Source organism: Microbacterium sp. LKL04 (assembly GCF_900102005.1).
In the GTDB taxonomy this organism is placed as follows: Bacteria; Actinomycetota; Actinomycetes; order Actinomycetales; family Microbacteriaceae; genus Microbacterium.
Map to the genome: position 1 here is coordinate 16,233 of NZ_LT627736.1, position 22,793 is coordinate 39,025.

Here is a 22,793-nt window from a genome sequence, read left to right on the forward strand (position 1 = left end):
CCATGTCCACACTCACCACTCCCGAACCCGCCACGGCGTCCGCGCCCCGTCGCGGCATCGACGGCGCCGCGATCGCCGCGGCCCTGCCGGGGGCGTTCCGGAAGCTCGACCCCCGCGCGCAGTGGCGGAACCCCGTCATGTTCATCGTCTGGCTCGGCGCCGCCCTCACGACCGTCCTCGCGATCGTCGAGCCCTTCACGGGCGGACCGTCCGACTCGGGCGGCACGCCCGTCCCCGTCTCGTTCACCGGGGTCATCGCCGCCTGGCTGTGGCTCACGGTCCTCTTCGCAGGCGTCGCCGAGTCCGTCGCAGAGGGTCGCGGCAAGGCGCAGGCCGAGACGCTGCGCAAGACCCGCACGAGCACGGTGGCCCACCGGGTGACCGGGTACGACGAGCGGACGGATGCCGCGGCCGACCGCGTCGCGATCGACGACGTCTCGTCGGCGGACCTCACCCTCGGCGACGTGGTCGTCGTCGCGGCCGGCGACCTCATCCCGGGTGACGGTGACGTCGTCCACGGCATCGCCTCGGTGGACGAGTCCGCGATCACGGGAGAGTCGGCCCCCGTCATCCGCGAATCCGGCGGCGACCGCAGCGCCGTCACGGGCGGCACCCGGGTGCTCTCGGACCGCATCGTCGTGCGCATCACGTCGAAGCCCGGCGAGACCTTCGTCGACCGGATGATCGCCCTCGTCGAGGGCGCCGCACGGCAGAAGACACCGAACGAGATCGCGCTGAACATCCTGCTGGCGAGCCTGTCGATCATCTTCGTGGTCGTGGCGCTCATCTTGAACCCGGTCGCGTCCTACGCCGCGGCACCGGTCAGCATCCCCGTGCTGGTCGCGCTCCTCGTGTGCCTCATCCCGACGACGATCGGCGCCCTCCTGTCGGCGATCGGCATCGCCGGCATGGACCGGCTCGTGCAGCGGAACGTCCTCGCCATGTCGGGCCGAGCGGTCGAGGCCGCCGGTGATGTGACCACGCTGCTCCTCGACAAGACGGGCACGATCACCTACGGCAACCGCCAGGCGTCCGAGTTCGTCCCGCTCGAGGGGATGGCGCAGGTCGAGCTCACCCGTGCGGCGGCGCTGTCGTCGCTCGCCGACCCGACTCCCGAGGGCAGCTCGATCGTCGACCTGGCCACCCGCCGCGGCATCGACGTGACCGGCGACACCCAGGGCGTCATCGTCCCGTTCACCGCGCAGACCCGCATGAGCGGTCTCGACCTGCCGGACGGCTCATCGATCCGCAAGGGCGCCGGCTCCGCGATCATCGGCTGGCTCGAGCAGGGCGGCACGCCGTTGCCCGACGGCATCCGGGCAGATCTGACCGCACGCACCGAACAGATCTCGCAGTCGGGCGGCACCCCGCTGGTGGTGGCGACGAAGGATGCCGTCGGTGCCGGGCGCGTGCTCGGCGTCGTGCACCTGAAGGACGTCGTCAAGGACGGGCTCAGCGAGCGCTTCGCCGAGCTGCGTTCCATGGGCATCCGGACGGTCATGATCACGGGCGACAACCCGTTGACCGCCGCGGCGATCGCGAAGGAGGCCGGTGTCGACGACTTCCTCGCCGAGGCGACCCCCGAGGACAAGCTCGCCTACATCCGCACCGAGCAGGAGGGCGGCAACCTCGTCGCTATGACCGGCGACGGCACGAACGACGCGCCCGCGCTCGCACAGGCGGACGTAGGCGTCGCGATGAACTCGGGCACATCAGCCGCGAAGGAGGCCGGCAACATGGTCGACCTCGACTCCGACCCGACCAAGCTCATCGACATCGTCCGCATCGGCAAGCAGCTGCTCATCACGCGCGGCGCGCTCACGACGTTCTCGATCGCGAACGACATCGCCAAGTACTTCGCCATCATCCCGGCGATGTTCATGGGTGTCTTCCCACAGCTCGGGGCGCTCAACATCATGGGCCTGCACTCACCGGCATCCGCTGTGCTCTCCGCGATCGTCTTCAACGCGCTCATCATCGTCGTCCTCATCCCGCTCGCCCTCCGTGGCGTGCGCTACCGGGCGGGCGGTGCTTCGTCGATCCTCGGCCGCAACCTCGCCGTCTACGGTCTCGGCGGCGTCGTCGCCCCCTTCCTCGGCATCTGGCTGATCGACCTCCTCGTCCGCCTCATCCCCGGCTTCTGACTCAAGGACTCGCCGTCATGAACAGTTCCTCCCGCGCCACTGGGCGCACCGTCCTCGTCGCCGTCCGCGCCCTGGCCGTCCTGACCGTGATCCTCGGCCTCGGCTACACGGCGCTCATCACCCTCGTCGGACAGGTCGCCCTGCCCGCACAGGCGAACGGCTCCCTCCTGCGAAGCGCCTCGGGCGAGGTCGTCGGCTCGTCGCTGATCGGTCAGTCCTTCACGGATGCCGACGGTGCCGCGCTCCCGCAGTACTTCCAGTCCCGGCCCTCCGCGGCCGGTGACGGCTACGACGCCGGAGCGTCATCGGGCTCGAACCTGGGCCCCGAGAACGCAGACCTCGTCGCCGCCATCCGGGAGCGCAGGGAGGCCGTCGCCGCGCGCGAGGGCGTCGCGGAGTCCGACGTTCCCGCCGACGCGGTGACCGCCTCGGCATCCGGACTCGACCCCGACATCAGCCCCGCGTACGCTTCGATCCAGGTCGAGCGCGTCGCCGCGGCCCGGAAGCTCCCGGCGTCGGAGGTCCGCGGACTCGTCGCGGAGCACACTCGGGGACCCGATCTCGGGTACCTCGGCGACCCGACCGTGAACGTCGTGGAGCTCAATCTCGCCCTCGACCGGCTAGGAGGCTGACAGTGGGTGGACGGGGGCGCTTGCGCGTGCTGCTGGGCGCGGCCCCCGGTGTCGGCAAGACCTACGCGATGCTCGAAGAGGGTAGGCGCCTCGCGGGGGAGGGGACCGACGTCGTCATCGCGGTCGTCGAGACCCATGGTCGCGCGGCCACGGCGCGCATGACCGACGGGCTCGAGCAGGTTCCCCGTCGCGAGGTCACCCACCGCGGCGTCACGCTGACCGAGATGGACCTCGCCGCGGTGATCGCGCGGCACCCGGGTGTCGCCCTCGTCGACGAACTCGCCCACACCAATGCCCCGGGTTCGACGAACGAGAAGCGCTGGGAGGACGTGCGGCAGCTGCTGGATGCCGGTATCTCGGTCATCTCGACCGTCAACATCCAGCACATCGAATCCCTCAACGACGTCGTCGAGCAGATCACCGGCGCCCCGCAGCGCGAGACGGTCCCCGACGAGGTCCTCCGCACCGCCGATCAGGTGGAGGTCGTGGACCTCGCCCCGCAGGCCCTCCGCGATCGGCTGGCGGGAGGGCTCGTCTACCCGGCGGAGCGGGTGGATGCCGCCCTCTCGAACTACTTCCGCCTCGGCAACCTCACGGCCTTGCGCGAACTCGCGCTCCTGTGGCTCGCCGACGAGGTGGATCAGGCGCTCACGTCCTACCGCGCCGAGCACGGGATCGACAGCCGGTGGGAGGCGCGCGAGCGGGTGGTCGTCACCCTCACGGGTGGTCCCGAAGGCGAGACGCTCCTGCGCCGCGGCGCCCGCATCGCGGCGAGATCGGCGGGCGGTCAGCTGCTCGCCGTGCACGTCACGAGCAACGACGGGCTGCGCAGCGCCGACCCGGGCGCCCTCGCCGAGCAGCGCGCCCTCGTCGAGAAGCTGGGCGGCACCTTCCATCAGGTCGTCGGGGACGACGTGCCCACCGCCCTCGTCGAGTTCGCGCGGTCGGTCAACGCGACGCAGCTCGTCCTCGGAGTGAGCCGCCGCAGCCGTCTCGCGGCCCTCGTCACCGGCCCGGGCATCGGCGCGACCGTCATCCGCGAATCGGGCGACATCGACGTCCACATCGTCACCCACTCCGCCGCGGGCGGTCGGTTCGCGCTGCCGCGGCTCGGTGGCGCCCTGTCGATGCGCCGACGGATCGCGGGCTTCGCGCTCGCCTTCCTCGGGGGGCCGCTGCTGACGTGGCTCCTCGTCGCCTTCCGGTCGACCGAGTCGATCACGAGCGACGTCCTCAGCTACCAGCTGCTCGTCGTCGTCGTCGCCCTCATCGGCGGGCTGTGGCCGGCGCTGTGGGCTGCGGTCCTGAGCGGTGTGACCCTCAACTTCTTCTTCGTCGAGCCCCTCTACACGGTGCAGGTCAAATCCCCGCGCGAAGTGCTCGCCCTCGCGCTCTACGTGATCACCGGCATCCTCGTGAGCGTCGTCGTCGACCGCGCCGCCCGGACGACGCGGGTCGCGCGACGCGCGGCGGCCGAGGCGGAACTCCTGCAGACCGTCGCCGGCAGCGTCCTCCGCGGCGGGGGCGCGATCGAGGCGCTCGTCGAGTGGACCCGAGAGGCGTTCCGGCTGGCCGGTGTCCGTCTGGTCTCGGGCGAGACGACGCTCGCCTCGAGCGGAGAGCCGTTGCGCGACGGGCGGCACACCGCGATGCCGGTCGGTGACCGAGCGGTGCTCGAGCTGCACGGGCACGACCTGCCGTCGTCCGAGCGCCGCATCCTCGCCGCGATCGTCTCGCAGCTCGACGCCGCGCTGCAACGGCAGGACCTCGCCGAGGTCGCGAGCGGGCTCGCGCCCCTCGAGGCGTCCGACCGGGTGCGAAGTGCGCTGCTGTCCGCTCTCAGCCACGACCTGCGCCGCCCCCTCGCCGCCGCGACCGCCGCCGTCGGCGGCCTCCGCAGCGGGACCTACAGCGATCGAGACCGCGACGAGCTCCTGCAGACCGCCGACGAATCCCTCGGCACGCTCGCGTCGCTCGTCACGGACCTCCTCGACGTCAGCCGACTGCAGGCGGGCGCGCTCGCCGTCTCGCTGTTCGCGATCGATCCGGCCGACGCGATCCTCCCCGCGCTCGAGGAGTTGGATGCGGGACCCGCGTCCGTCGACATCCATCTCGAACCGGATGCCGCCGTCCTCGCCGACCCCGTCCTCTTGCAGCGTGTCGTGGTGAACCTCCTCGCGAACGCCCTGCGGCACTCGCCGGAGGGGCGCAAGGTCCGCGTTGCCACGAGCAGCTTCGGTCGGGTCGTCGAGATCCGGATCATCGACCACGGTCCGGGCATTCCCGCCGAGCGGCGCGATGACGTCTTCGTTCCCTTCCAGCGCCTCGGCGACACCGACAACAGCACCGGGCTCGGGCTCGGGCTCGCTCTCTCGAAGGGATTCGTCGAAGGGATGGGCGGTACGCTCACCCCCGAGGACACCCCGGGTGGGGGACTGACGATGGTGGTCTCGTTGCCGGTCGCCGAAGAGGAGGAGCACGCGTGAGGATCCTCATCGCAGACGATGACCCGCAGATCGTCCGGGCACTGCGCATCACCCTCGCCGCGCGTGGCTACGAGGTGTTCACGGCAGCCGACGGCGCGCAGGCGATCTCCGCCGCGGTGGATCACCACCCCGACATCTTCCTCCTCGATCTCGGAATGCCGCAGCTCGACGGCATCGAGGTGATCCACGCGATCCGCGGCTGGTCCGAAGCGCCGATCCTCGTCGTGTCGGGGCGTACCGGAGCAGCCGACAAGGTCGACGCGCTCGACGCCGGCGCCGACGACTACGTCACGAAGCCCTTCTCGATCGATGAGCTCCTGGCGCGCATCCGCGCGCTCACGCGTCGGGCCCCGCAGCAGGAGCCCGACCCCGTCACCGAGTTCGGTGCCATCTCGGTCGACCTCGCCGCCCGCAGCGTCACGAAGACGACGGGCGATCACACCGAGCGCGTCCGATTGACCCCGACGGAATGGCAGCTGCTCGAGATCCTGCTGCGCAACCCCGGCAAGCTCGTCACCCGGCAGACGATCCTCACGTCCATCTGGGGGAGCGAGCACGTGAGCGACACCGGATACCTCCGGCTGTACGTGTCGCAGCTGCGCCGCAAGCTCGAGGAGGATCCGACGCACCCACGGCACATCCTCACCGAGGCGGGCATGGGTTACCGCTTCGAGCTGGGGGCTCCCATCCGGGACTGACACGTCCTCTCCGCACGCGCAACCCCCTCCCTCCTCCGGACTCCTCCGAGCAGGCTCGCCCGGAACCTGAGGAGGATCGATGAAGGCGATGACCTATCGCGGACCGTACAAGATCCGCGTCGACCGCAAGCCCGACCCCGTGATCGCGCATCCGAACGATGCCATCGTGCGCGTCGAGCTGGCGTCGATCTGCGGTTCCGACCTGCACCTGTACCACGGCATGATGCCCGACACGCGTGTCGGGCACACCTTCGGGCACGAGTTCATCGGCTGGGTCGAGGAGGTCGGTCCGTCTGTGCGGAACCTCAAGCCCGGTGACCGCGTCATGGTCCCCTTCAACATCTACTGCGGCTCCTGCTTCTTCTGCGCCCGAGGGCTGTACTCGAACTGCCACAACGTCAATGCCAACGCGACCGCGATCGGCGGGATCTACGGGTACTCCCACTCGACCGGCGGGTTCGACGGCGGCCAGGCCGAGCTCGTGCGCGTGCCGTTCGCCGACGTGGGCCCGCAGGTGATCCCGGGCGACATCGCCTCGGAGGACGCACTGCTGCTCACCGACGCGTTCTCGACGGGCTACTTCGGGTCGCAGCTCGCCGACATCGTCGAGGGGGACACCGTCGTCGTGCTGGGTGCAGGCCCCGTCGGTCTCTCTGCCGCTCGCTCGAGCTGGCTGATGGGTGCCGGGCGCGTCATCGTCGTCGACCACCTCGACTACCGCCTTCAGAAGGCGCGCGAATTCGCGTTCGCCGAGACGGTGCACTTCGGCGAGGTCGACGACATCGTGCTGACGCTGAAGAAGATGACGGACGGGCTCGGCGCCGACGCGGTGATCGAGGCCGTCGGCGCTGAGGCTGACGGGCACGTCCTGCAGCACGTCACCGCTGCGAAGCTCAAGCTCCAGGGCGGTTCGCCCGTGGCGCTCAACTGGGCCATCGACGCGGTCCGGAAGGGCGGCACCGTCTCGGTCATGGGCGCCTACGGTCCCCTGTTCAGTGCAATCAAGTTCGGCGACGCGATGAACAAGGGGCTCACGATCCGCGCCAACCAGGCGCCGGTGAAGCGGCAGTGGCCGCGGCTGCTCGACCACATCCGTGCAGGGCACATCGCCCCGCGCGACCTCATCACCCATCGCTTCGACCTCGACGACATCGCCGAGGGGTACCACGTGTTCTCGTCGAAACTCGACGGCATCGTCAAGCCCGTCGTCACATTCGGCGCCTGACCGGCACCCGAGGAGGAACCATGCCGTACACCGCAGACAAGCCCGGCCAGACCCCCGATCCTGACGAGCTCCGTCGCCGCATCCCCGGGTGGGGTGCGGACCTCGATCCGGCGGACCGCCCCGCCTTCCCGCGCGAGCAGCCGGGGATCGAGACGGGCGCGCACTGGGACATCCCCGAGCAGCAGCCGGAGGGCGCCGGGCGCGAGCGCTCGATCGAGCACCAGCGCCTCACGCCGGTCTTCGGCACCGCGCAGCCGCTCCACGGTCTCTCGGGCGTCATCCGGCGCATCGCCTACGCGCGTTACAGCGAGGGGCAGACCCCGCACTGGATGCTGCTGATCTTCGGCGACCGCGTCGAGTCGGCCGGCGCGCACGTGAGGTCCCTGTTCTCGCGGCATCCTGACGACCCGATCACCCAGTCCGGGGTGTTCGGCGAACGCGGGCGGCGCCCGCTCGCGTCGCGGTTCGGTCGCGGCCGCGTCGACATGAAGCACGCCTGGCTGGATCCCCTCCTCGTCCTGGGTCCGTGGGTCGTGGCCGCCGTCGTCGTGTTCCGGATCGCACGCGCGGCGCTCGTCCCGGCATCCCGCCGCTGACGGCGCCGCATTCGACACGCCCGGGGCGACATCGGGACCGCCGTGCGTACGGGTCCGAGGTTGTGCCCGGCGGTGCAAGCGAGGAACGTGGCTCTTCAACGGAGGAGCGCCGCCCCGCGGATCCGCAGCACCGCCCACGCGATGTGTTCGCAGTCGGTGGAGGGCTCCTCGACCGGAGGGCCGCCTCATGGGCCGATTCAACTACAGCAGTCAGGTGAAGACCGAGGTCGAGGACAGGGCGCTCGCGCATTTGCAGGTCGTCATCGGCAACAAGCTCCGCCGGGGTGAATCCTTCTTCTTCACGTGGCGTGATGACGTGAGCGTCGGCGACGGACGGCGATCCGTCTGGATCCACCCGTCCGCGGACCTGCACTTCAAGTACTACGGCTCGGGCGCGCCGACCATGAACCGAACGTGGCTCGAGAAGCTGGCGCACGCCGCGAACTCGACGGGCGGGCTGTTCATCATGTCCGAACCCGCGGACGACGTGTCCACGGGTTCCGTGGAGACCATCTGAGGCGTCACCTCGAGGGTGCCTGCGGTCATGTGCGATGCGCGCCGACGGAGGCGGGTTAGCGTTGATCCGGCATCGAATCGGGGAGGCGCACATGGCGGCACGCCGCACGCGTTCCGCGACGCGCGCCGCAAGGCGACGGACGGCGGCGCTCGCCGTCGGGATCGGCGTCGCACCGGCCACGGTCGTCATCCTCCTCGCTGCCTGTCTGCCCCCAGCCACCACGTCGTCCGAGCCGCGGGGGACCCCGCTACCGCCGGTGTCTTCGAGGTGGGCCGATAGCCCGCCGCCGCCGGCGGTCGCCGTCGCGGGAGCAGACCCGTCGCGCGCGCCTGCGGTCGACCTCGTCGACGGCGCTTGGGCGTCGCGGGTCTCGGATGCCACCGGCATCCCGCGTCGCGCCGTCATCGCCTACGCGGCAGCCGATCTCACCGTCGCGCACGAGCAACCCTCGTGCGCGATCGCCTGGAACACCCTCGCCGGGATCGGGTGGGTGGAGTCCCGGCACGGCTCCTACGGCGGCGCGCGGCTGGGCGACGACGGTCTCGTGTCGCCCCGCATCCTCGGACCCCGCTTGACCGGTGAGGGGGTCGCGGCCATCGAAGACACCGACGGTGGTGACCTCGACGGCGACGACCGGTGGGATCGTGCCGTCGGTCCGCTGCAGTTCATTCCCGAGACCTGGCGGCGATGGGGCGCGGACGGTAACGCCGACGGCACCCGGGATCCGAACCAGATCGACGACGCGGCGCTCGCGGCGGCTCGCTACCTCTGCCGCCGGGGGCCGCTGGCGACCGAGACCGCTTGGCGGGATGCCGTGTTCACGTACAACCCGCTGACCCGCTATATCGACGACGTCGCGACCCGCGCCAACCAGTACGCGCAGAGCGTCGCCGTCAGCTGACACGACGAAGGCCGCACCTGTGAGGTGCGGCCTTCGGAGTCGCGGTCGGGGTCAGTCGTCCGTGCGGTTCAGTGATCTGCTCGAGTCCGCGGAGTCGGGGTCGACGCCTGGCTCCACCCGCTCGATCGGGACGGCCTCATCGTCTGCCGCAGCCTGCGACACCGCCTCGATGGGGTCTTCATCGGGCAGGTCGCCACCGGGGACGGGGGCCTCCGAGTCGGGAACGGCCTGGTGATCGGTCATGAGTGCTCCTCTCGTTCCCGCGAACCTACGTCGCCGACTGGACCGGTCCGAGCCCCTTGCAAAGGTGAGGCCCCGGCGATAAGCCCGATCGCCGGGGCCTGTCATAAGCGTGGGAGAGGATCGGTGACCCGAACACCTCACGTCTCGACCGTTCGCCTATTTACCTTGCGGTTATCACCGTACGTGCGCGAAGGAATCGCCATGGGGGCATTGACTGCGAGAGTCGCCGTCTGCTACTTGATTCGCCGCGGGTAACTCTGCTCCCGCGCGGTGTCAAGCCCCTCAGATCCCGAGCTCGGCGGAGCGATGGTGAGGGTCGTACAAGCCTCGCCCTGCAGCGGTCATCGTCGATCGCTGCTCGCGTCACCTCGGAGGTGCATCATGAGTGCGGACCCCGTCCCACACCTGTCGTTGGAGCCGCTGTCTCCCACGACGTGGCGACTCTGCGACACGCGTGTCGCCCGATCGGACGCCGCGAGCGTTCTCGCCTACGTCGAAGAATCGGATCGCGGCGGCTATGACGTCACATGGGTCCACGGCGGTGCGGGAACCGCGTGGTTCCGCGGGATGGACGAGCTGCTGGTCGGCGCAGTCCAACACCTCGCCGCGTGTGCCTCGCGGCGCCGGAAGCCGAAGCCGATCGCTCATCGGCCGCCCCTCGCGGCTCTGTGAGGCAGCCTTAAGCCCGAGCCCCGCGACCTGTCAAGAAGGTGACACGCGGCCGGAGAGGCCGGAAGCTGGATGCCGGAAATCCGACGGAAGTCGAAAGGACGCGATGACCCGCATCGACATCTCCTACGGCGGCCAGTGGTACAGCGTCGGCGACCGGACCCTCGAGGACGTGCACCGCGAGATCCAAGAGGGTGCTCGCGATGGCCAGCACTGGCTCGCCGTCAACGACGGCGAAGGGAGCGCCAGCCCGGCGTATCTGTTCATCACCCCCGGCGTGCCCATCGCCGTCATCCCCGTGCCGGAACCCCGCGAGACGCCCGCCGAGGGACACGTCGCCGCGTTCGAGGACACGGAGCACGAGGGCGTCGCGCCGCTGTGGAACGGCCCGACCATCCACCCCGACCGGCCTCGCCTCCACTGAGACATATCCACCCCTCCGGCACCGGTCAAGGGGATGACCGCCGCGCATGCCTGCGCGCACACTGGCGTCATGAGTGATCCACAGGATGCCGGTCGTCCCGGCGAAGCGATCCAGTCCGAGCCCGCCATGTCGCAGAATCCCGCCGATGCCACGCAGAAGCTCGACGGCATCGTGGTGCAGACGCGCGCGGACCTCGCCGGCCAGCACGGGCTCGATGGCGCGAGCGTGCTCGCCCAGCGACTGCGGGATGCGGGCATCGACCTCACCGACGACGAAATGGCCGCCGCCGTCGCCCGCGTCCAGGCCTGATCCAGACTCCGAATTATCACCGGTACCGGGGTCGCGCAACCCGCTGACGACCCCCGTGCCTCCGATCTAGCGTGGAACCACCACGTTCCGCTACAGAAGGGTGTGTCCCATGACGACCACGCAGACGAAGCCCGCCACCCGCAACAAGCGCCGCCCCGCAAAGTCGGGTGCGCAGCTGACCGACGAGCAGAACGCCGAGCGCGGCTTCACCGCCTCGAAGAAGCTGAGCGACAACCTGCAGGCAGTCCTCGTCGACCTCCTCGAACTGGCGATCCAGGGCAAGCAGGCCCACTGGAACGTCGTCGGCAAGAACTTTCGCGACACGCACCTCCAGCTCGACGAGATCATCGACGCGGCGCGCGAGTTCAGCGACACGGTCGCCGAGCGGATGCGGGCGCTCCACGCCGTCCCCGACGGCCGCAGTGACACGGTCGCCGAGACGACCACCCTCCCCGAGTTCCCCCACGGCGAGGTCCTGACCGCCGACGTCATCGATCTCGTCACCGAACGTCTCGAGGCCGTCATCGGCACGTGCCGCGAGGTCCACGATGAGGTCGACGACGAGGACCCCACGAGCGCGGACATCCTGCACAGCATCCTCGAAAGCCTCGAGCAGTTCGCGTGGATGATCAGTGCGGAGAACCGCACCCCTCGGTGACCCCGGGGCAGCGTGCCAGCGGCTGAACGGCGGTGACGGCTGAGGCCGTCACCGCCGTCGTCATTCCGCTGTCGTGCGCTTCGCGTCGTCCTCGAACATGCGCGCGGTGAGCTGGATTCCCCCGGAGGAGCTGGCGGATGCCGCGAGTTCCTCGATCCACTGCCGGTCGAGCGTCGGGGGCTCCGCCTCATCGAAGACGAACCGGAGCGGGATCGCGGGGTGCAGCCAGATGGTGGTGCGCCCGGCCGGTGAGTCGTCCGGGTGCGACCAGGAGACCGTGAAACTCTCCGCACGGCGAAGCTTGGTCGCGACCACGACCTTCAGATGAGCGAGCGCTCGGTCGTCGATGCGGATGGGCATCGCCGAGCCGCCGTAGTAGATCAAGCCCATGGGGACACCATAATGGGAGGGCGCCGTCTCGAAACCGAGATGACGAGACGAGGAGCCGCTGTGGGCAAGTTCATCTATGAGGATTCCATCAAGGTGGACTTCGAAGACCGCACGCTCGCGCATCTGCAGCAGGTGATCGGCAACAAGCTCCGTCGCGGGGAGTCGTTCCACTTCACGTGGCGCGATGACAAGAGCATCGGCGAGGGCCGCACCTCGGTGTGGCTGCACCCGCACGCGTCGCTCGTCTTCAAGTACTACGGCAGCCGTCAGTCGCGCATCAACCGCGCGTGGTCGGAGGCCCTCATGTACGCCGCGAACTCGCCGGCGGGCCTCCACTTGGTCCCCGAGCCCGCGGACGCGGGAGAGGCAGACGCCGGCGCCTGAGGCGCGGCATCCGCTCGCAAAAAAACATGCCGCCCCATCGACACCGTGGGGGGCGGTGGATGGGGCGGCACGAGTCGTCGGCCGAGGCGGTGTCACACCAGCAACGGCGGAGTACCGAATCGCTCGGTGAAGTCCGCGGCGAGCGCGTCCTCGTAGGCGTCGGCCTCGTCGATGAGGTCGGGGTGGCTCATGCCGCTGCGACCGGACGGCGGGACTCGGGTCGTGCGGCGGAGATCTCGGGGATGTCGAGGTCAGCGTCGAGGACGAGTCCGCCGTTGGAGGTGGCCTGGTCGGCCATCTCGCGCAGCGTTGCCGGGTTCAGAGCGATCGCTGCCGACTGCTCGTAGACGAAGCGCAGCGGGATCGCGGGCTGGAACCACAGCGTGGTGCGGCCCTCGCCGTCCTCGCCGGTTCCCTTCCAGGAGACGACGAAGCTCTCGCTCCGGCGCAGCTTGGTCGTCGCGATGGCAGCGAGGTGGGCGAGGATGCGGTCGGGCATGACGATGGGGGATTCGACGTTCCCGTAGTAGAGGCTTCCCATGACGTTCTCCTGGTGTGGGTGCGGGTGAGTGGGGGTCAGTGGCCGACGGCCCGTGCCGTTGTGCGGTGCGGGCGCTGTCGCGTGAGCGCATCGAGGATGCGCGCCCGCAGACCCGTGCGCGGCTCGGGGATGAGCGCGACGCCGATCGCCGCGAAAGGCGCCGGGATGGGGTGTGCGGGTGTAGGTGTCATCGATCCGTTCCTGAATTACTAGCTAAACAATACATCTAGTAGATTTCACAAGTCATGTCTATCATTGATTTCGACAAGGACACGAACTGTCACAGACTTAGACATGTAAGGTGGTGAAGCCGATGGAGGTGCTCGACTTGTTCAGCTCCGTGGACGTCAGTGAGGAGACCGCGACGTGGCACGAAGTGGAGAAGGGCTTCTGGGTCGGCAACACCCATGGACGGTTCGTAGGAACCGTCGAGAAGAGCCGCTCCGGTTGGATCGCCCGAGATCACGCCAGGCGTCTCGTGGGAACGTATCCGGATGCAGCCGAGGCTCGGGCGGCAGTCGGATGATGTCGATGAATCTTCACGAGCCGAGGAGTTGACATGCCTCAGTCCATCGTCCGGCACGAGCACACCCACCTCTACGCCGCTGAGCCCCAGTCCGAGGCAGGCCGGCGGCTGAGCAGTGCGATCTTGGAGCTCCGTCACGCCGAGCAGGTGCAAGCCGACCGTTCGCAGCGCATCTCCGGTCTCGGCGGCATCGACCTGACGGCGCTCCGCTATCTCGTGCAGGCCCGCCGCGAAGAGCGCGAGATCAGCCCGAAAGACCTCATCGTGATGCTCGGTACCTCGAGCGCAACGGTGACCAATGTGATCGAGCGCCTCGTCGGCAAGGGCTACGTCCTTCGCGAGCAGCACCCCACCGACCGGCGCGCGCACTACCTGCTGCCGACGGAATCCGCGAACCACCTCGTGGACGAGGTGTACGGGGCTCACCACGCCGCAGTCGTTTCCGTGATCGACAGCCTCGACGAGAAGGACGCGGCGACCACCGCGGAGACCATCCGGCGAATCGCCTCAGCTCTCGAGGAGCTCGCCCGCCGGGCCTGAGGCCGGGCGGTGACGCCTGATCAGAGGGCGGTGTCAGGTCCCAGCCGGTGCCACGTCCGGTTGTGGTAAACGAGCGGCGCGGTCGACTCGCGTGCGATGTTCGCCTGGACGGCGTGCGCGGCGATGACGGTGGAGCCACCGGCATCCATCCGATCGATGACGGCGCACCGCACCCATGCGCGCACCCCGTTGTACACCGGCTCGCCCGTCACGAGGCGCGACCAGGGGAGCTCGGCGAAGCGGTCGATCCCGCTCGTGGCGCCCACCTCGGCGACCCGGAGGTCGTCCGAATCGAGGAGGTGGACGACGACGGTCTCCGCCGCGGCCAGGACGGGCGCGGCCGACGACTGAGCGGACACCGAGAAGATGAGCAGGGGCGGGTCGGCGCTGACCGACGACACCGACGTCGCCGTGAGTGCGACGGGGCCGTCCCCGGCGTCGGCGGTGATGACGGCGACGCCGCCCGGGTGACCGCGGAACACGGCTTTGAACTCGTCGGGGGACAGCGACTCCGAGAACCCGGAGGCGGCCCGGTCGTCCGGTGCGGCGTGTGCGGGGGAAGTCATACGACGAACCTACGTTCGCGCAGCGGCAGCGAGGGCCATGTGTCCGAACCTTTCCTTCTGTTGCGGCAGATGACGACCGCCGCGGATGCCGGGCGTCCGCTATTCTGATCGGGTGCTGACTCTTCGCTGTTGTCGTCGCTGACCGCCGGTTCCCCGGCGACCTCCGCGACCCCACACAGCGACCGCACCTCTGCGAGTGCGGCATCCCGTCAGGAAGAATCACGTGCGTTACGCCAGCTCCATCGCCGATCTCGTCGGCAACACCCCGCTTGTCCGCTTGAACGCGGTCACCGAAGGCATCGCCGCCACGGTGCTCGCGAAGGTCGAGTACTTCAACCCCGGCAGCTCCGCGAAGGACCGCATCGCGCGGAACATCATCGATGCCGCGGAGCGCGACGGCCACCTGAAGCCCGGTGGCACGATCGTCGAGCCGACGAGCGGCAACACCGGCGTCGGTCTCGCTCTCATCGCGCAGCAGCGCGGCTACCGGATGATCTTCGTCGTCCCCGACAAGTTCGCCGGCGAGAAGGTCGCCGTCCTCAAGGCGTACGGCGCCGAGGTCGTCATGACGGCCACGAGTGTCCCGCCCGAGCACCCCGACTCCTACTACAGCGTGTCGGATCGCCTCGCGGCATCCATCCCCGGCGCGTTCAAGCCCAATCAGTTCGCCAACCACAACGGGCCGCGCGGGCACTACGAGACGACCGGCCCCGAGATCTGGCGCGACACCGACGGTACGGTGACCCACTTCGTCGCCGGCGTCGGCACAGGCGGCACGATCAGCGGCACGGGACGGTTCCTCAAGGAGGCGTCCTCCGGGCAGGTCACCGTCGTGGGAGCCGACCCGGAAGGGTCGATCTACTCGGGTGGGGACATCCACGGCTACCTCGTCGAGGGCGTCGGCGAGGACTTCATGCCCGCGACCTTCGACCCGACGGTCGTCGACGCGTACGAGCGGGTAGGGGACGCCGAGGCGTTCGCGATGACGCGTCGCCTGGCGCGCGAGGAGGGACTGCTCGTCGGCGGATCCTCGGGCATGGCGGTCGTGGCGGCCCTGCGCGTCGCCCGCGACCTGCCCGCGGATGCCGTCCTCGTCGTGATCCTGCCCGACCACGGCCGCGGCTACCTCAGCAAGATCTACGACGACGACTGGATGACCGACCACGGCTTCTCCATCGCCACCGAATCCGAGACCACCGGGAGCCTCGCATGAGTGCACAGTCCTCCGCTCGCGGCTTCGCGAGCCTCGCCGTCCACGCAGGTCAAGAGCCCGACGAGGCGACCGGCGCCGTCATCCCCCCGGTCCACTTCTCGACGACCTACGCCCAGGACGGCATCGGCGGCCTTCGCGGCGGGTACGAGTACGGCCGCAGCGGCAACCCGACCCGAACGGCGCTGCAGACTCAGCTCGCCGCGATCGAGGGCGGTGCGCACGCCCTATCGTTCGCCTCGGGCCTCGCCGCCGAGGACGCGCTGCTGCGCGCCGTGCTGCGCCCCGGCGACGAGGTCCTCCTCGGCAACGACGTCTACGGCGGAACGTTCCGTCTCATCTCCCGCGTGCTCGGCGACTGGGGCGTGACGCTCCGCGTCGTCGACATGAGCGACCTCGACGCCGTCCGCTCCGCGGTCGCCGAGAAGGCGCCGCGCATCCTCTGGGTCGAGACGCCGTCCAACCCGCTGCTGCGCATCACCGACATCGCCGGCCTCGCCGAGGTCGGCCACTCCGCCGGCGCGCTCGTCGTCGTCGACAACACCTTCGCCACGCCCGCGCTGCAGCGCCCCCTCTCGTTCGGGGCCGACGTCGTCGTGCACTCGACCACGAAGTACCTCGGCGGCCACTCCGACGTCGTGGGCGGTGCGCTCGTGCTGAACGACGACGAGCTCGCCGAGAAGATCGGCTTCCTCCAGTTCGCGGTCGGCGCCGTGTCCGGACCCCTCGACGCGTGGCTGACGACGCGCGGCATCAAGACGCTCGCCGTGCGGATGCGTCAGCACAGCGAGAACGGGCTCGCCGTGGCATCCTTCCTCGACGGACACGATCGGGTCGCGCGGGTGTACTACCCCGGCCTGTCGTCGCACCCCGGGCACGAGCTCGCGTCGCGGCAGATGACCGGCTTCGGCGGCATCGTCTCGCTCGCGCTCGAATCGGGCGAGGCGGCGCGCCGCTTCGCCGAGTCGCTGCGGCTGTTCACGCTGGCCGAGTCGCTCGGCGGCGTCGAGTCGCTCGTGAACTACCCCGACGCGATGACGCACGCCTCGGTGCGCGGCACCGAGGCGGCCGTGCCGGTCGAGGTCGTCCGGTTGTCGGTCGGCATCGAGGACATCGACGACCTGCTCGCCGACATCCAGCACGCGCTCGAGGCCTGACGGCGGCGGCGCCACGGCGCTGCGCGTGCCGAGTGCAGGGAGAACGGTGCCATCGGGTCCCCTCCGGCATCCGAAGCGCTGCTGAACCTGCATTCGGTCCGCGGCGCGGGCGATAGCGTGGCCGGATGACACACGCACGTTGGGCCATCATCGGTGCCGGAGCGATCAGCGGCGACTTCGCCCACGCGCTCCCCGACTCGGAGTCCGGACGCCTCCACGCGGTCGGCGCGCGCGACGTGTCGCGTGCGGAGGAGTTCGCCGCGGCCCACGGCGCAGCCGTCGTCGGCACGTACGACGAGATCCTCGACCGCGACGACATCGACGCGGTTTACATCGGCACGGTCCACACGACGCACACCGAGCTCGTCCACCGGGCGCTCGCCGCGGGCAAGGCCGTCCTCTGCGAGAAGCCGCTCGGCGTCTCGCCGGAGGAGACGGATGCCGCGGTCCGCGCCGCGCGCGAGGCGGGACTCCCTCTCATCGAGGCGTTCAAGTACCGCTTCGGCCCGTTCGCCGACCGCCTGCGGGAGCTCGTCGGCGGCGGCGCGCTCGGCGACCTCGTCGAGATCGAGTCGTCGCTCGGCTTCGCCGCCGGCTCCCAGACGGGCAGGCTGTTCGACCCCGCGACGGCGGGCGGGGCGATCCTCGACGTCGGCTGCTACCCGCTGTCGCTCGTCGTCGGCGTCGCGGCCTGGACGGGACGCGACCTCTCGGGACTGGCCGTGCAGGCGGCGGCGGGCACGATCGGCGAGACGGGCGTCGACGTGAGCGCGGCGGCATCCATCAATCTGGGCGGTGCGTCGGCGAACATCCGCACGGCGATCGTGCACGACCTGCCGCGTCTGACGCGCATCGTCGGGCGGGACGCGACGCTCGAGATCCCGAACGCGTGGGGGAGCCGCACCGACAGCACGGAGGCGGCGACCCTCATCCGGACCGACGGCACGCGCGACGAGATCGAGGTGCCGACGGTGCAGCCGATGGCGGCCGAGGCGGATGCGACGATCCTTGCGCTCCGCGAGGGGCGCACCGAGGCGCCGGAGGTCCCGTGGGACGAGACCCGCACGATCGCGCGCCTGCTCGCCGAGTGGCGCGCAGCGATCGGCTGAGCCCTACCGCCGCCGCCAGCGCCGACGCTTGGTCTCGGGTGGGGCGGGAGGATCGGATGCCGCGGCCCGCGCCGCGCGCCGTTCCCGCCACGCCGCGACCTCGGCGTCGGGGTCGCGCGTCGGGGTGACGACGGGAGGCCCGCCCTGCAGCTGCCGACGCGCCTCGACGACGCGGCGCGAGAAGTCGGCGGTGTACTCGCGGACGTCCTCCTCGCGGTGGAAGGCGTCGACGCGGTCCTCGAACTCGGCGTGCTCGATCCGCAGGCGGAGGGCGGGTGGACCGAGCCCGCTGAGCTGCTCGGTCTGGATCTTGCGCTTGATCCACCAGTCCGGGTCGTGCGAGCCGCCGAGTCCCTCGAGGGGCTTGCCCGCTCCTGGAAGGTCATCGAAATCGCCGCGGCGGATCGCCTGCTGAATCGCAGTCTCGACGTACATCGCGCGTTCGAGGCCGGTCGGGGTGCCCGCGTGACGCTCGGGTTCGGCGGGTCGCTCCTCGCCGTTCTCCTGCGCCGCCTTCTCGACGCGGTAGCGCGCGGCGGTCAGACGGGGGTCGTCGTCGGCTCGTTCGACCATTGCTCCAGCGTAAGACGAGACGGCGTTGCGACGGCGTTGCCCGGTATGCATATACTCAGAAAACACATACCCGGTATGCAGCGAGGAGTCCCGATGTCGGTACGACAGAGCCTGCTGGCGATCCTGGATCAGGGTCCCTGCTACGGCTATCAGCTGCGCGCGGAGTTCGACCGCCGCACCGGGTCCACCTGGCCCCTCAACGTGGGGCAGATCTACAACACGCTCGACCGGCTCGAACGCGACGGCCTCGTCGAAAAGGGCGACGTCGACGAGCAGGGTCACGTGTACTGGCAGATCACGGATGCCGGATCCGCCGAGGTGCAGGCCTGGCTCGACGCACCCGTCGAGCGCGCGCAGGGGACGCGCGACGAGCTCGCCATCAAGCTCGCCGTCGCGGCGACCCTGCCGGGCGTCGACCTGGGCGCCGTCATCCAGCGACAGCGGTCCGCATCGCTGCGCCAGCTTCAGGAGCTCAACCGGGCCAAGTACGCCGGGGCCAACCCGGACGGTCCCGAAGAGCTCGCCTGGTCTCTCGTCGTGGACTCGATGATCTTCGCCGCCGAGGCCGAGGCGCGATGGCTCGACCACACCGAGCAGCGGCTCGCGCGGCATCCGCATCGTACGATGGGGCTCGAGCTGTCCACAGAGACTCCCAAACGGGGGAGGCCCGCCAAATCCGAGGCGAGCAACACCGAGGCGGTCGTCGGATGAGCGCCGCCGTTCTGCAGCTGGTGGGGGTCACGCAGCAGTACGGCGAGGGCGAGACGAGCGTCTCAGCACTGTCGGGCGTCGATCTGACGGTCGACAAGGGTGAGCTCGTCGCGATCATGGGAGCGTCCGGTTCGGGCAAATCCACGCTCCTGTCGATCGCGGGCGGGTTGCAGAAGCCCACCAGCGGCGAAGTCGTCGTCGAGGGGACCTACCTCTCGACGGCGACACGTCGCGATCTCGCGCAGCTCCGGCGGCGCTCCCTGGGGTTCGTCTTCCAGGACTTCAATCTCATCCCGACCCTCACGGCCGTCGAGAACGTGACGCTGCCGCTCGAGCTCGACGGCTTCCGAGCCCGGGTGGCGCGCCGTGCGGGCCGGGATGCCCTCGCCTCGGTCGGCCTCGAGGACAAACTCGACGCCTACCCCGACGATCTGTCGGGCGGTCAGCAGCAGCGCGTCGCGATCGCCCGCGCCGTGGTCGGCGGGCGCCGGCTGATCCTCGCCGACGAGCCGACCGGCGCACTCGACTCGGTGACGGGGGAGGCGGTCATGAAGATGATCCGGCACCGCGTCGACCAGGGGGCCGCCGGCATCCTCGTCACGCATGAGCCGCGCCACGCGGCGTGGGCGGACCGCATCGTGTTCCTCCGCGACGGCCGCATCGTCGACGAGTCCGCCCGCCGCGGTGCCGACGCGCTCTTGTCGGACGCGCGATGACCGCGGTGCAGGACCGGCCCCGAGCGGATGCCGGGGCGCGGCGTCGCGCCGAACGACCGAAGCCGTCGCGCACGGCGCGTCTGCGGGTGTCTGCGCGCATCGCGCGGCGTCAGGTGCGCCGCGCGTGGGTGTCGTCGCTGCTGATCATGTCGCTCATCGCGTTGCCGATCGCCGGGATGGCGGGGGTCGCGGTGATGGTCTCCAGCACATTCGCCACGCCCGCGGAGCGGGTCACCGTGCAGCTGGGGAGGATGTCGGCGTGGGTGGAGCCTGTCTGGGCGGCCGACGCCGGCTTCTGGCAGGACCCGGAGGACCCTTACGAGTACGGCAACGAGTCGCAGTGGGGCGGGTCCGACGGATCGACGGAACCGGATCCGACTGCCGACCCGGCGCGTGTGCTCGATCCGGGCACGGAGATCGTGCCGCTGTCGTTCGGCGACGAGCGTATCGAGACGGTCGCCGGAAGCGCCGGTGCCCGCGCCATAGCGGGCGACGTGGCGGACGAGCGCTTCGCGGGCGCATATGCGCTGATCGACGGCCGGGCGCCGTCGAGCGACGGTGAGGTCTTGGTGTCCCCCGCCGTGCTCGAGCGCGCGGGGCTCACCATCGGCCGGACCTTGACACTCACCAATGGCGAGCAGTTCACCATCACGGGAACGTTCGACGACGCCACCGCCGCCAACGCCGACCCCGTGCTGGCGTTCTTCGACGCGGACAGGTACAGCCCGGTCCGATCGTTTCTGCCGGATATCGACATCGACACGGACCTGCTGAGCGCGCTGAACGCGGCCGGTTTCGGTGTCTATGCGCGAGAGTTCGTCGTGGATCCGCCTCCGTTCGATCAGCCGTTCGACGACTACTCCATTCCGACAACCGCCGAGCTCGATCAGCAGCGCGAGCTCGGCCTCGCGGCGGGTATCGGGGGTGGCGGACTCGCGGCGGGGTACATGGTCGTCATGCTCGCCGCTGCGGCCTTCGCCGTCAGTGCGCGCCGACAGCAGCGCGCCCTCGCGATCGCCGCCAGCGTCGGTGCCGAGCCCCGGGACCTGCGCCGCATCGTCCTCTTCCAGGGGGCCGTCCTCGGTCTCATCGCCGGTGGTGTCGGTCTCGCGGTGGGCGTGGCCGGCGCGGCGATCCTCATGCCGCTCCTGGCCAACGGATCCGCGACGGCGTTCTGGGGGTTCCACGTGCCCTGGCTGCTGCTCGTAGGGGTTCTGGTCTTCGCGGTCCTCGTCGGTTCGGCATCGGCGTGGATGCCGGCGCGGACGGTAGGTAGGTCCGACACGATCTCCGCGCTGCGGGGGGCGCGTCGGCCGATGAAGGTGACGGCCGCGCGACCGCTGTGGGGATCCCTCTTGATCATCGTCGGCATCGCGGTCACCATCGTCTCGGGCATCGCTGCCGGCGCCGTCGCGATCAGCACCACGATTCCGTGGGATTCGCCGCTGCGGTGGCTTCCGATCGTGGGAATCGTGGGCGGCCCGATTCTGGCGCAGGTCGGCATCCTCGTGTCGGGACGGTGGCTCCTCTGGCTTGCCTCGCGCCTGCTCTCCCGCGTCGGGCTCGCTGCACGGCTGGCATCGCGGGATGCAGTCGCCAACGGCGCGCGGACCGTCCCGGCATTCGCGGCGATCGGTGCAACCGTGTTCGTCGGCGTCTTCGCCGTCGCGATGGGGATGATGAGTGCCGAGCAGTCGGCGCGGAACTACGGCTACAGCGCGCCGGTGGGAACGGTCGTCGCGGACATCGGCCCCATGGACGACCCGCTTCTCAGCGCGCAGGTCGCCGAGAAGGCCGCGAAGGAGGCTGAGCGGCTGTTCGAGTCATCAGGAGCGCTCGAGCTGCGCGTCGTGAGCTCCCAGCCGGACGTGTTCTACGTCGAGACCTCCGCGGATCTGCCGGCCGATTTGGATCACGCGATGCTCGTCAAGCCGGCCAGGTCGTTGCTCTCGCCCGAGGAGGACGGCGGGCGGGGAGTCTCCTACTCCGGTGATCCCACCGACAACATCGCGGTGGTGGACGTGGACGGCCTCGAGACCGCCATGGGCATCGCGCTGACTCCAGCGCAGCGCGAGGCGTACAACGATGGGGCCGTGATCGTCACCGATGACACGTACATCACTGGCGGCCGCGTCGAGGCGGCTGCATGGAGCGCCCGGGACTACTTCGAGCGCAGCGTCCCCAGCAACGTCTGGCACGACGAGGTCGGTATGGCCGACCCGCGATGGGAGCGCAGTGCGCCGGCGATCCCGGTCGCGGCGCCGCATCAGAGGATCATCAGCGCAGTCGCTCCTTCGACGGCTCGCGCCTGGGGCATGGGTGTGGTTCCGCGCCACGTCCTGGCGACATTCCCCGAGGGGTCGCAGATGAATTCGCAGGACCACCTCTCCGAACTCGCAGAGGCTCTCACGACCGACGACTACCAGATCTCCCTCTACCGCGAGACGGGCCCCGCCAGCCCCGCCGTCTGGCTCGTCCCCCTGCTCGCGGCCGTCGCCGTCCTCGTCCTCGGCGCGAGCGCCGTCGCCCTCGGGCTCGCTCGCTTCGAGCGGCGCCCTGACGACGCGACGCTCGCCGCGGTCGGCGGCACGCCTGGCCTCCGGCGCCGCATCGGTCTGTGGCAGGGCCTCGTGATCGCGGGGTTCGGTACCTTCGCGGGGGCGACCGCCGGCATCCTTCCGCCCATCGGGTTCTGGCTGCAGTCGCAGACCGGGTACGAGCCGCTCAGCCTGGCCGATATCCCGTGGTGGCTGCTCGGCGTACTCGCTGTCGCGCTGCCGCTGGGGATCGCGGCCGTCAACTGGCTGGTGCCGCCGCGGGAGCCCGAGCTCACGCGACGCAACGTCATCGCCTGAGCCCGGGAGCCCG

27 protein-coding genes are annotated in these 22,793 nt (G+C 70.1%); 21 read left to right on the plus strand and 6 right to left on the minus strand.

Annotated elements, in window-relative coordinates:
* Positions 1-2: 2 nt before the first annotated feature.
* The 8 genes from kdpB (at position 3) to BLP38_RS00130 (ending at position 9,199) form a co-directional block, all read left to right on the plus strand.
* Positions 3-2,144 carry a potassium-transporting ATPase subunit KdpB gene (gene kdpB / locus BLP38_RS00095; RefSeq protein WP_091351650.1) on the plus strand — a complete coding sequence of 714 codons (2,142 nt, stop codon included), beginning with the start codon at positions 3-5 and terminating at the stop codon, positions 2,142-2,144.
* A gap of 17 nt (positions 2,145-2,161) precedes the next feature.
* Positions 2,162-2,776: a K(+)-transporting ATPase subunit C gene (kdpC, locus tag BLP38_RS00100; RefSeq protein ID WP_091351651.1), complete on the plus strand. Its 615-nt coding sequence runs from the start codon at positions 2,162-2,164 to the stop codon at positions 2,774-2,776.
* A gap of 2 nt (positions 2,777-2,778) precedes the next feature.
* Positions 2,779-5,262, plus strand: a complete 2,484-nt coding sequence (locus BLP38_RS00105; RefSeq protein ID WP_091351652.1) for a sensor histidine kinase — start codon at positions 2,779-2,781, stop codon at positions 5,260-5,262.
* The gene (locus BLP38_RS00110) at positions 5,259-5,960 is read left to right on the plus strand and encodes a response regulator (RefSeq protein WP_091351653.1); all 702 of its coding nucleotides are present in this window, start codon (positions 5,259-5,261) and stop codon (positions 5,958-5,960) included. The genes BLP38_RS00105 and BLP38_RS00110 overlap by 4 nt, the downstream gene beginning before the upstream one ends.
* A 79-nt stretch (positions 5,961-6,039) precedes the next feature.
* Positions 6,040-7,185: a zinc-dependent alcohol dehydrogenase gene (locus BLP38_RS00115; RefSeq protein ID WP_091351654.1), complete on the plus strand. Its 1,146-nt coding sequence runs from the start codon at positions 6,040-6,042 to the stop codon at positions 7,183-7,185.
* Between the two features lie 20 nt (positions 7,186-7,205).
* Positions 7,206-7,781 carry a hypothetical protein gene (locus tag BLP38_RS00120; RefSeq protein WP_091351655.1) on the plus strand — a complete coding sequence of 192 codons (576 nt, stop codon included), beginning with the start codon at positions 7,206-7,208 and terminating at the stop codon, positions 7,779-7,781.
* Positions 7,782-7,968: 187 nt separating this feature from the next.
* On the plus strand, positions 7,969-8,298 hold the full coding sequence (locus tag BLP38_RS00125; protein ID WP_091351656.1) for a DUF7882 family protein: 330 nt from the start codon (positions 7,969-7,971) through the stop codon (positions 8,296-8,298).
* Positions 8,299-8,389: 91 nt separating this feature from the next.
* Entirely contained in the window at positions 8,390-9,199 is an 810-nt protein-coding gene (locus BLP38_RS00130; protein ID WP_091351657.1) for a lytic transglycosylase domain-containing protein, read from the plus strand.
* Between the two features lie 51 nt (positions 9,200-9,250).
* On the opposite strand, the gene BLP38_RS00135 is transcribed toward BLP38_RS00130, so the two are convergent.
* On the minus strand, positions 9,251-9,442 hold the full coding sequence (locus tag BLP38_RS00135; protein WP_091351658.1) for a hypothetical protein: 192 nt from the start codon (positions 9,440-9,442) through the stop codon (positions 9,251-9,253).
* A gap of 381 nt (positions 9,443-9,823) precedes the next feature.
* Between BLP38_RS00135 and BLP38_RS00140 the strand changes: the two genes are divergently transcribed.
* From BLP38_RS00140 to BLP38_RS00155, 4 genes are all read left to right on the plus strand, one after another.
* Positions 9,824-10,114: a hypothetical protein gene (locus BLP38_RS00140; protein ID WP_091351659.1), complete on the plus strand. Its 291-nt coding sequence runs from the start codon at positions 9,824-9,826 to the stop codon at positions 10,112-10,114.
* 103 nt (positions 10,115-10,217) lie between these two features.
* On the plus strand, positions 10,218-10,535 hold the full coding sequence (locus tag BLP38_RS00145; protein ID WP_091351660.1) for a hypothetical protein: 318 nt from the start codon (positions 10,218-10,220) through the stop codon (positions 10,533-10,535).
* A 69-nt stretch (positions 10,536-10,604) separates the two neighbouring features.
* Complete coding sequence (locus BLP38_RS00150) at positions 10,605-10,844, plus strand: hypothetical protein (protein WP_091351661.1); 240 nt, start codon at positions 10,605-10,607, stop codon at positions 10,842-10,844.
* Positions 10,845-10,953: 109 nt separating this feature from the next.
* Positions 10,954-11,502 (plus strand): Dps family protein, encoded by a 549-nt coding sequence (locus tag BLP38_RS00155; RefSeq protein WP_065571549.1) that lies wholly within the window; start codon positions 10,954-10,956, stop codon positions 11,500-11,502.
* Between the two features lie 60 nt (positions 11,503-11,562).
* On the opposite strand, the gene BLP38_RS00160 is transcribed toward BLP38_RS00155, so the two are convergent.
* Complete coding sequence (locus tag BLP38_RS00160; protein WP_091351662.1) at positions 11,563-11,892, minus strand: DUF7882 family protein; 330 nt, start codon at positions 11,890-11,892, stop codon at positions 11,563-11,565.
* A 60-nt stretch (positions 11,893-11,952) separates the two neighbouring features.
* On the opposite strand from BLP38_RS00160, the gene BLP38_RS00165 reads away from it, so the two are divergent.
* The gene (locus tag BLP38_RS00165) at positions 11,953-12,276 is read left to right on the plus strand and encodes a DUF7882 family protein (protein ID WP_065571547.1); all 324 of its coding nucleotides are present in this window, start codon (positions 11,953-11,955) and stop codon (positions 12,274-12,276) included.
* A gap of 187 nt (positions 12,277-12,463) precedes the next feature.
* On the opposite strand, the gene BLP38_RS00170 is transcribed toward BLP38_RS00165, so the two are convergent.
* On the minus strand, positions 12,464-12,817 hold the full coding sequence (locus BLP38_RS00170; RefSeq protein ID WP_091351663.1) for a DUF7882 family protein: 354 nt from the start codon (positions 12,815-12,817) through the stop codon (positions 12,464-12,466).
* Between the two features lie 35 nt (positions 12,818-12,852).
* Positions 12,853-13,008: a hypothetical protein gene (locus BLP38_RS14175; protein WP_157681053.1), complete on the minus strand. Its 156-nt coding sequence runs from the start codon at positions 13,006-13,008 to the stop codon at positions 12,853-12,855.
* Positions 13,009-13,118: 110 nt separating this feature from the next.
* On the opposite strand from BLP38_RS14175, the gene BLP38_RS00175 reads away from it, so the two are divergent.
* Both BLP38_RS00175 and BLP38_RS00180 read left to right on the plus strand, forming a co-directional pair.
* Positions 13,119-13,343, plus strand: coding sequence for a hypothetical protein (locus BLP38_RS00175; RefSeq protein WP_091351664.1), 225 nt, complete (start codon positions 13,119-13,121; stop codon positions 13,341-13,343).
* Between the two features lie 33 nt (positions 13,344-13,376).
* Positions 13,377-13,883, plus strand: coding sequence for a MarR family winged helix-turn-helix transcriptional regulator (locus tag BLP38_RS00180; RefSeq protein ID WP_091351665.1), 507 nt, complete (start codon positions 13,377-13,379; stop codon positions 13,881-13,883).
* Between the two features lie 20 nt (positions 13,884-13,903).
* Here BLP38_RS00180 and BLP38_RS00185 read toward each other — a convergent pair whose 3' ends face one another.
* A complete protein-coding gene (locus tag BLP38_RS00185; protein WP_091351666.1) occupies positions 13,904-14,449 on the minus strand; it encodes a flavin reductase family protein in 546 nt (181 codons plus the stop codon).
* 223 nt (positions 14,450-14,672) lie between these two features.
* Between BLP38_RS00185 and BLP38_RS00190 the strand changes: the two genes are divergently transcribed.
* The 3 genes from BLP38_RS00190 (at position 14,673) to BLP38_RS00200 (ending at position 17,925) form a co-directional block, all read left to right on the plus strand.
* Positions 14,673-15,662, plus strand: coding sequence for a pyridoxal-phosphate dependent enzyme (locus BLP38_RS00190; protein WP_091351667.1), 990 nt, complete (start codon positions 14,673-14,675; stop codon positions 15,660-15,662).
* Positions 15,659-16,816, plus strand: a complete 1,158-nt coding sequence (locus BLP38_RS00195) for a cystathionine gamma-synthase (protein WP_091351668.1) — start codon at positions 15,659-15,661, stop codon at positions 16,814-16,816. The genes BLP38_RS00190 and BLP38_RS00195 overlap by 4 nt, the downstream gene beginning before the upstream one ends.
* Positions 16,817-16,941: 125 nt before the next feature.
* Positions 16,942-17,925: a Gfo/Idh/MocA family protein gene (locus BLP38_RS00200; protein WP_091351669.1), complete on the plus strand. Its 984-nt coding sequence runs from the start codon at positions 16,942-16,944 to the stop codon at positions 17,923-17,925.
* 3 nt (positions 17,926-17,928) lie between these two features.
* Here BLP38_RS00200 and BLP38_RS00205 read toward each other — a convergent pair whose 3' ends face one another.
* Complete coding sequence (locus BLP38_RS00205; RefSeq protein ID WP_091351670.1) at positions 17,929-18,498, minus strand: J-domain-containing protein; 570 nt, start codon at positions 18,496-18,498, stop codon at positions 17,929-17,931.
* A 93-nt stretch (positions 18,499-18,591) separates the two neighbouring features.
* Here BLP38_RS00205 and BLP38_RS00210 point away from each other — a divergent pair, with 93 nt between their 5' ends.
* The 3 genes from BLP38_RS00210 to BLP38_RS00220 are packed head-to-tail and all read left to right on the plus strand — an operon-like array spanning position 18,592 to position 22,780.
* Positions 18,592-19,209, plus strand: a complete 618-nt coding sequence (locus BLP38_RS00210) for a PadR family transcriptional regulator (RefSeq protein ID WP_091351671.1) — start codon at positions 18,592-18,594, stop codon at positions 19,207-19,209.
* Entirely contained in the window at positions 19,206-19,925 is a 720-nt protein-coding gene (locus BLP38_RS00215; protein ID WP_091351672.1) for an ABC transporter ATP-binding protein, read from the plus strand. The genes BLP38_RS00210 and BLP38_RS00215 overlap by 4 nt, the downstream gene beginning before the upstream one ends.
* Entirely contained in the window at positions 19,922-22,780 is a 2,859-nt protein-coding gene (locus BLP38_RS00220) for an ABC transporter permease (protein ID WP_091351673.1), read from the plus strand. The genes BLP38_RS00215 and BLP38_RS00220 overlap by 4 nt, the downstream gene beginning before the upstream one ends.
* The last annotated feature ends 13 nt before the right edge of the window (positions 22,781-22,793 follow it).

What these genes read in the sequence shown, in the direction of transcription:
- kdpB (WP_091351650.1), top strand. Translation starts at nt 3, where the DNA reads ATGTCCACACTCACCACTCCCGAACCCGCCACGGCGTCCGCGCCCCGT.
- kdpC (WP_091351651.1), top strand. Translation starts at nt 2,162, where the DNA reads ATGAACAGTTCCTCCCGCGCCACTGGGCGCACCGTCCTCGTCGCCGTC.
- BLP38_RS00115 (WP_091351654.1), top strand. Translation starts at nt 6,040, where the DNA reads ATGAAGGCGATGACCTATCGCGGACCGTACAAGATCCGCGTCGACCGC.
- BLP38_RS00120 (WP_091351655.1), top strand. Translation starts at nt 7,206, where the DNA reads ATGCCGTACACCGCAGACAAGCCCGGCCAGACCCCCGATCCTGACGAG.
- BLP38_RS00125 (WP_091351656.1), top strand. Translation starts at nt 7,969, where the DNA reads ATGGGCCGATTCAACTACAGCAGTCAGGTGAAGACCGAGGTCGAGGAC.
- BLP38_RS00130 (WP_091351657.1), top strand. Translation starts at nt 8,390, where the DNA reads ATGGCGGCACGCCGCACGCGTTCCGCGACGCGCGCCGCAAGGCGACGG.
- BLP38_RS00135 (WP_091351658.1), bottom strand. Translation starts at nt 9,442, where the DNA reads ATGACCGATCACCAGGCCGTTCCCGACTCGGAGGCCCCCGTCCCCGGT.
- BLP38_RS00140 (WP_091351659.1), top strand. Translation starts at nt 9,824, where the DNA reads ATGAGTGCGGACCCCGTCCCACACCTGTCGTTGGAGCCGCTGTCTCCC.
- BLP38_RS00145 (WP_091351660.1), top strand. Translation starts at nt 10,218, where the DNA reads ATGACCCGCATCGACATCTCCTACGGCGGCCAGTGGTACAGCGTCGGC.
- BLP38_RS00150 (WP_091351661.1), top strand. Translation starts at nt 10,605, where the DNA reads ATGAGTGATCCACAGGATGCCGGTCGTCCCGGCGAAGCGATCCAGTCC.
- BLP38_RS00155 (WP_065571549.1), top strand. Translation starts at nt 10,954, where the DNA reads ATGACGACCACGCAGACGAAGCCCGCCACCCGCAACAAGCGCCGCCCC.
- BLP38_RS00160 (WP_091351662.1), bottom strand. Translation starts at nt 11,892, where the DNA reads ATGGGCTTGATCTACTACGGCGGCTCGGCGATGCCCATCCGCATCGAC.
- BLP38_RS00170 (WP_091351663.1), bottom strand. Translation starts at nt 12,817, where the DNA reads ATGGGAAGCCTCTACTACGGGAACGTCGAATCCCCCATCGTCATGCCC.
- BLP38_RS14175 (WP_157681053.1), bottom strand. Translation starts at nt 13,008, where the DNA reads ATGACACCTACACCCGCACACCCCATCCCGGCGCCTTTCGCGGCGATC.
- BLP38_RS00180 (WP_091351665.1), top strand. Translation starts at nt 13,377, where the DNA reads ATGCCTCAGTCCATCGTCCGGCACGAGCACACCCACCTCTACGCCGCT.
- BLP38_RS00185 (WP_091351666.1), bottom strand. Translation starts at nt 14,449, where the DNA reads ATGACTTCCCCCGCACACGCCGCACCGGACGACCGGGCCGCCTCCGGG.
- BLP38_RS00195 (WP_091351668.1), top strand. Translation starts at nt 15,659, where the DNA reads ATGAGTGCACAGTCCTCCGCTCGCGGCTTCGCGAGCCTCGCCGTCCAC.
- BLP38_RS00200 (WP_091351669.1), top strand. Translation starts at nt 16,942, where the DNA reads ATGACACACGCACGTTGGGCCATCATCGGTGCCGGAGCGATCAGCGGC.
- BLP38_RS00205 (WP_091351670.1), bottom strand. Translation starts at nt 18,498, where the DNA reads ATGGTCGAACGAGCCGACGACGACCCCCGTCTGACCGCCGCGCGCTAC.
- BLP38_RS00210 (WP_091351671.1), top strand. Translation starts at nt 18,592, where the DNA reads ATGTCGGTACGACAGAGCCTGCTGGCGATCCTGGATCAGGGTCCCTGC.
- BLP38_RS00215 (WP_091351672.1), top strand. Translation starts at nt 19,206, where the DNA reads ATGAGCGCCGCCGTTCTGCAGCTGGTGGGGGTCACGCAGCAGTACGGC.
- BLP38_RS00220 (WP_091351673.1), top strand. Translation starts at nt 19,922, where the DNA reads ATGACCGCGGTGCAGGACCGGCCCCGAGCGGATGCCGGGGCGCGGCGT.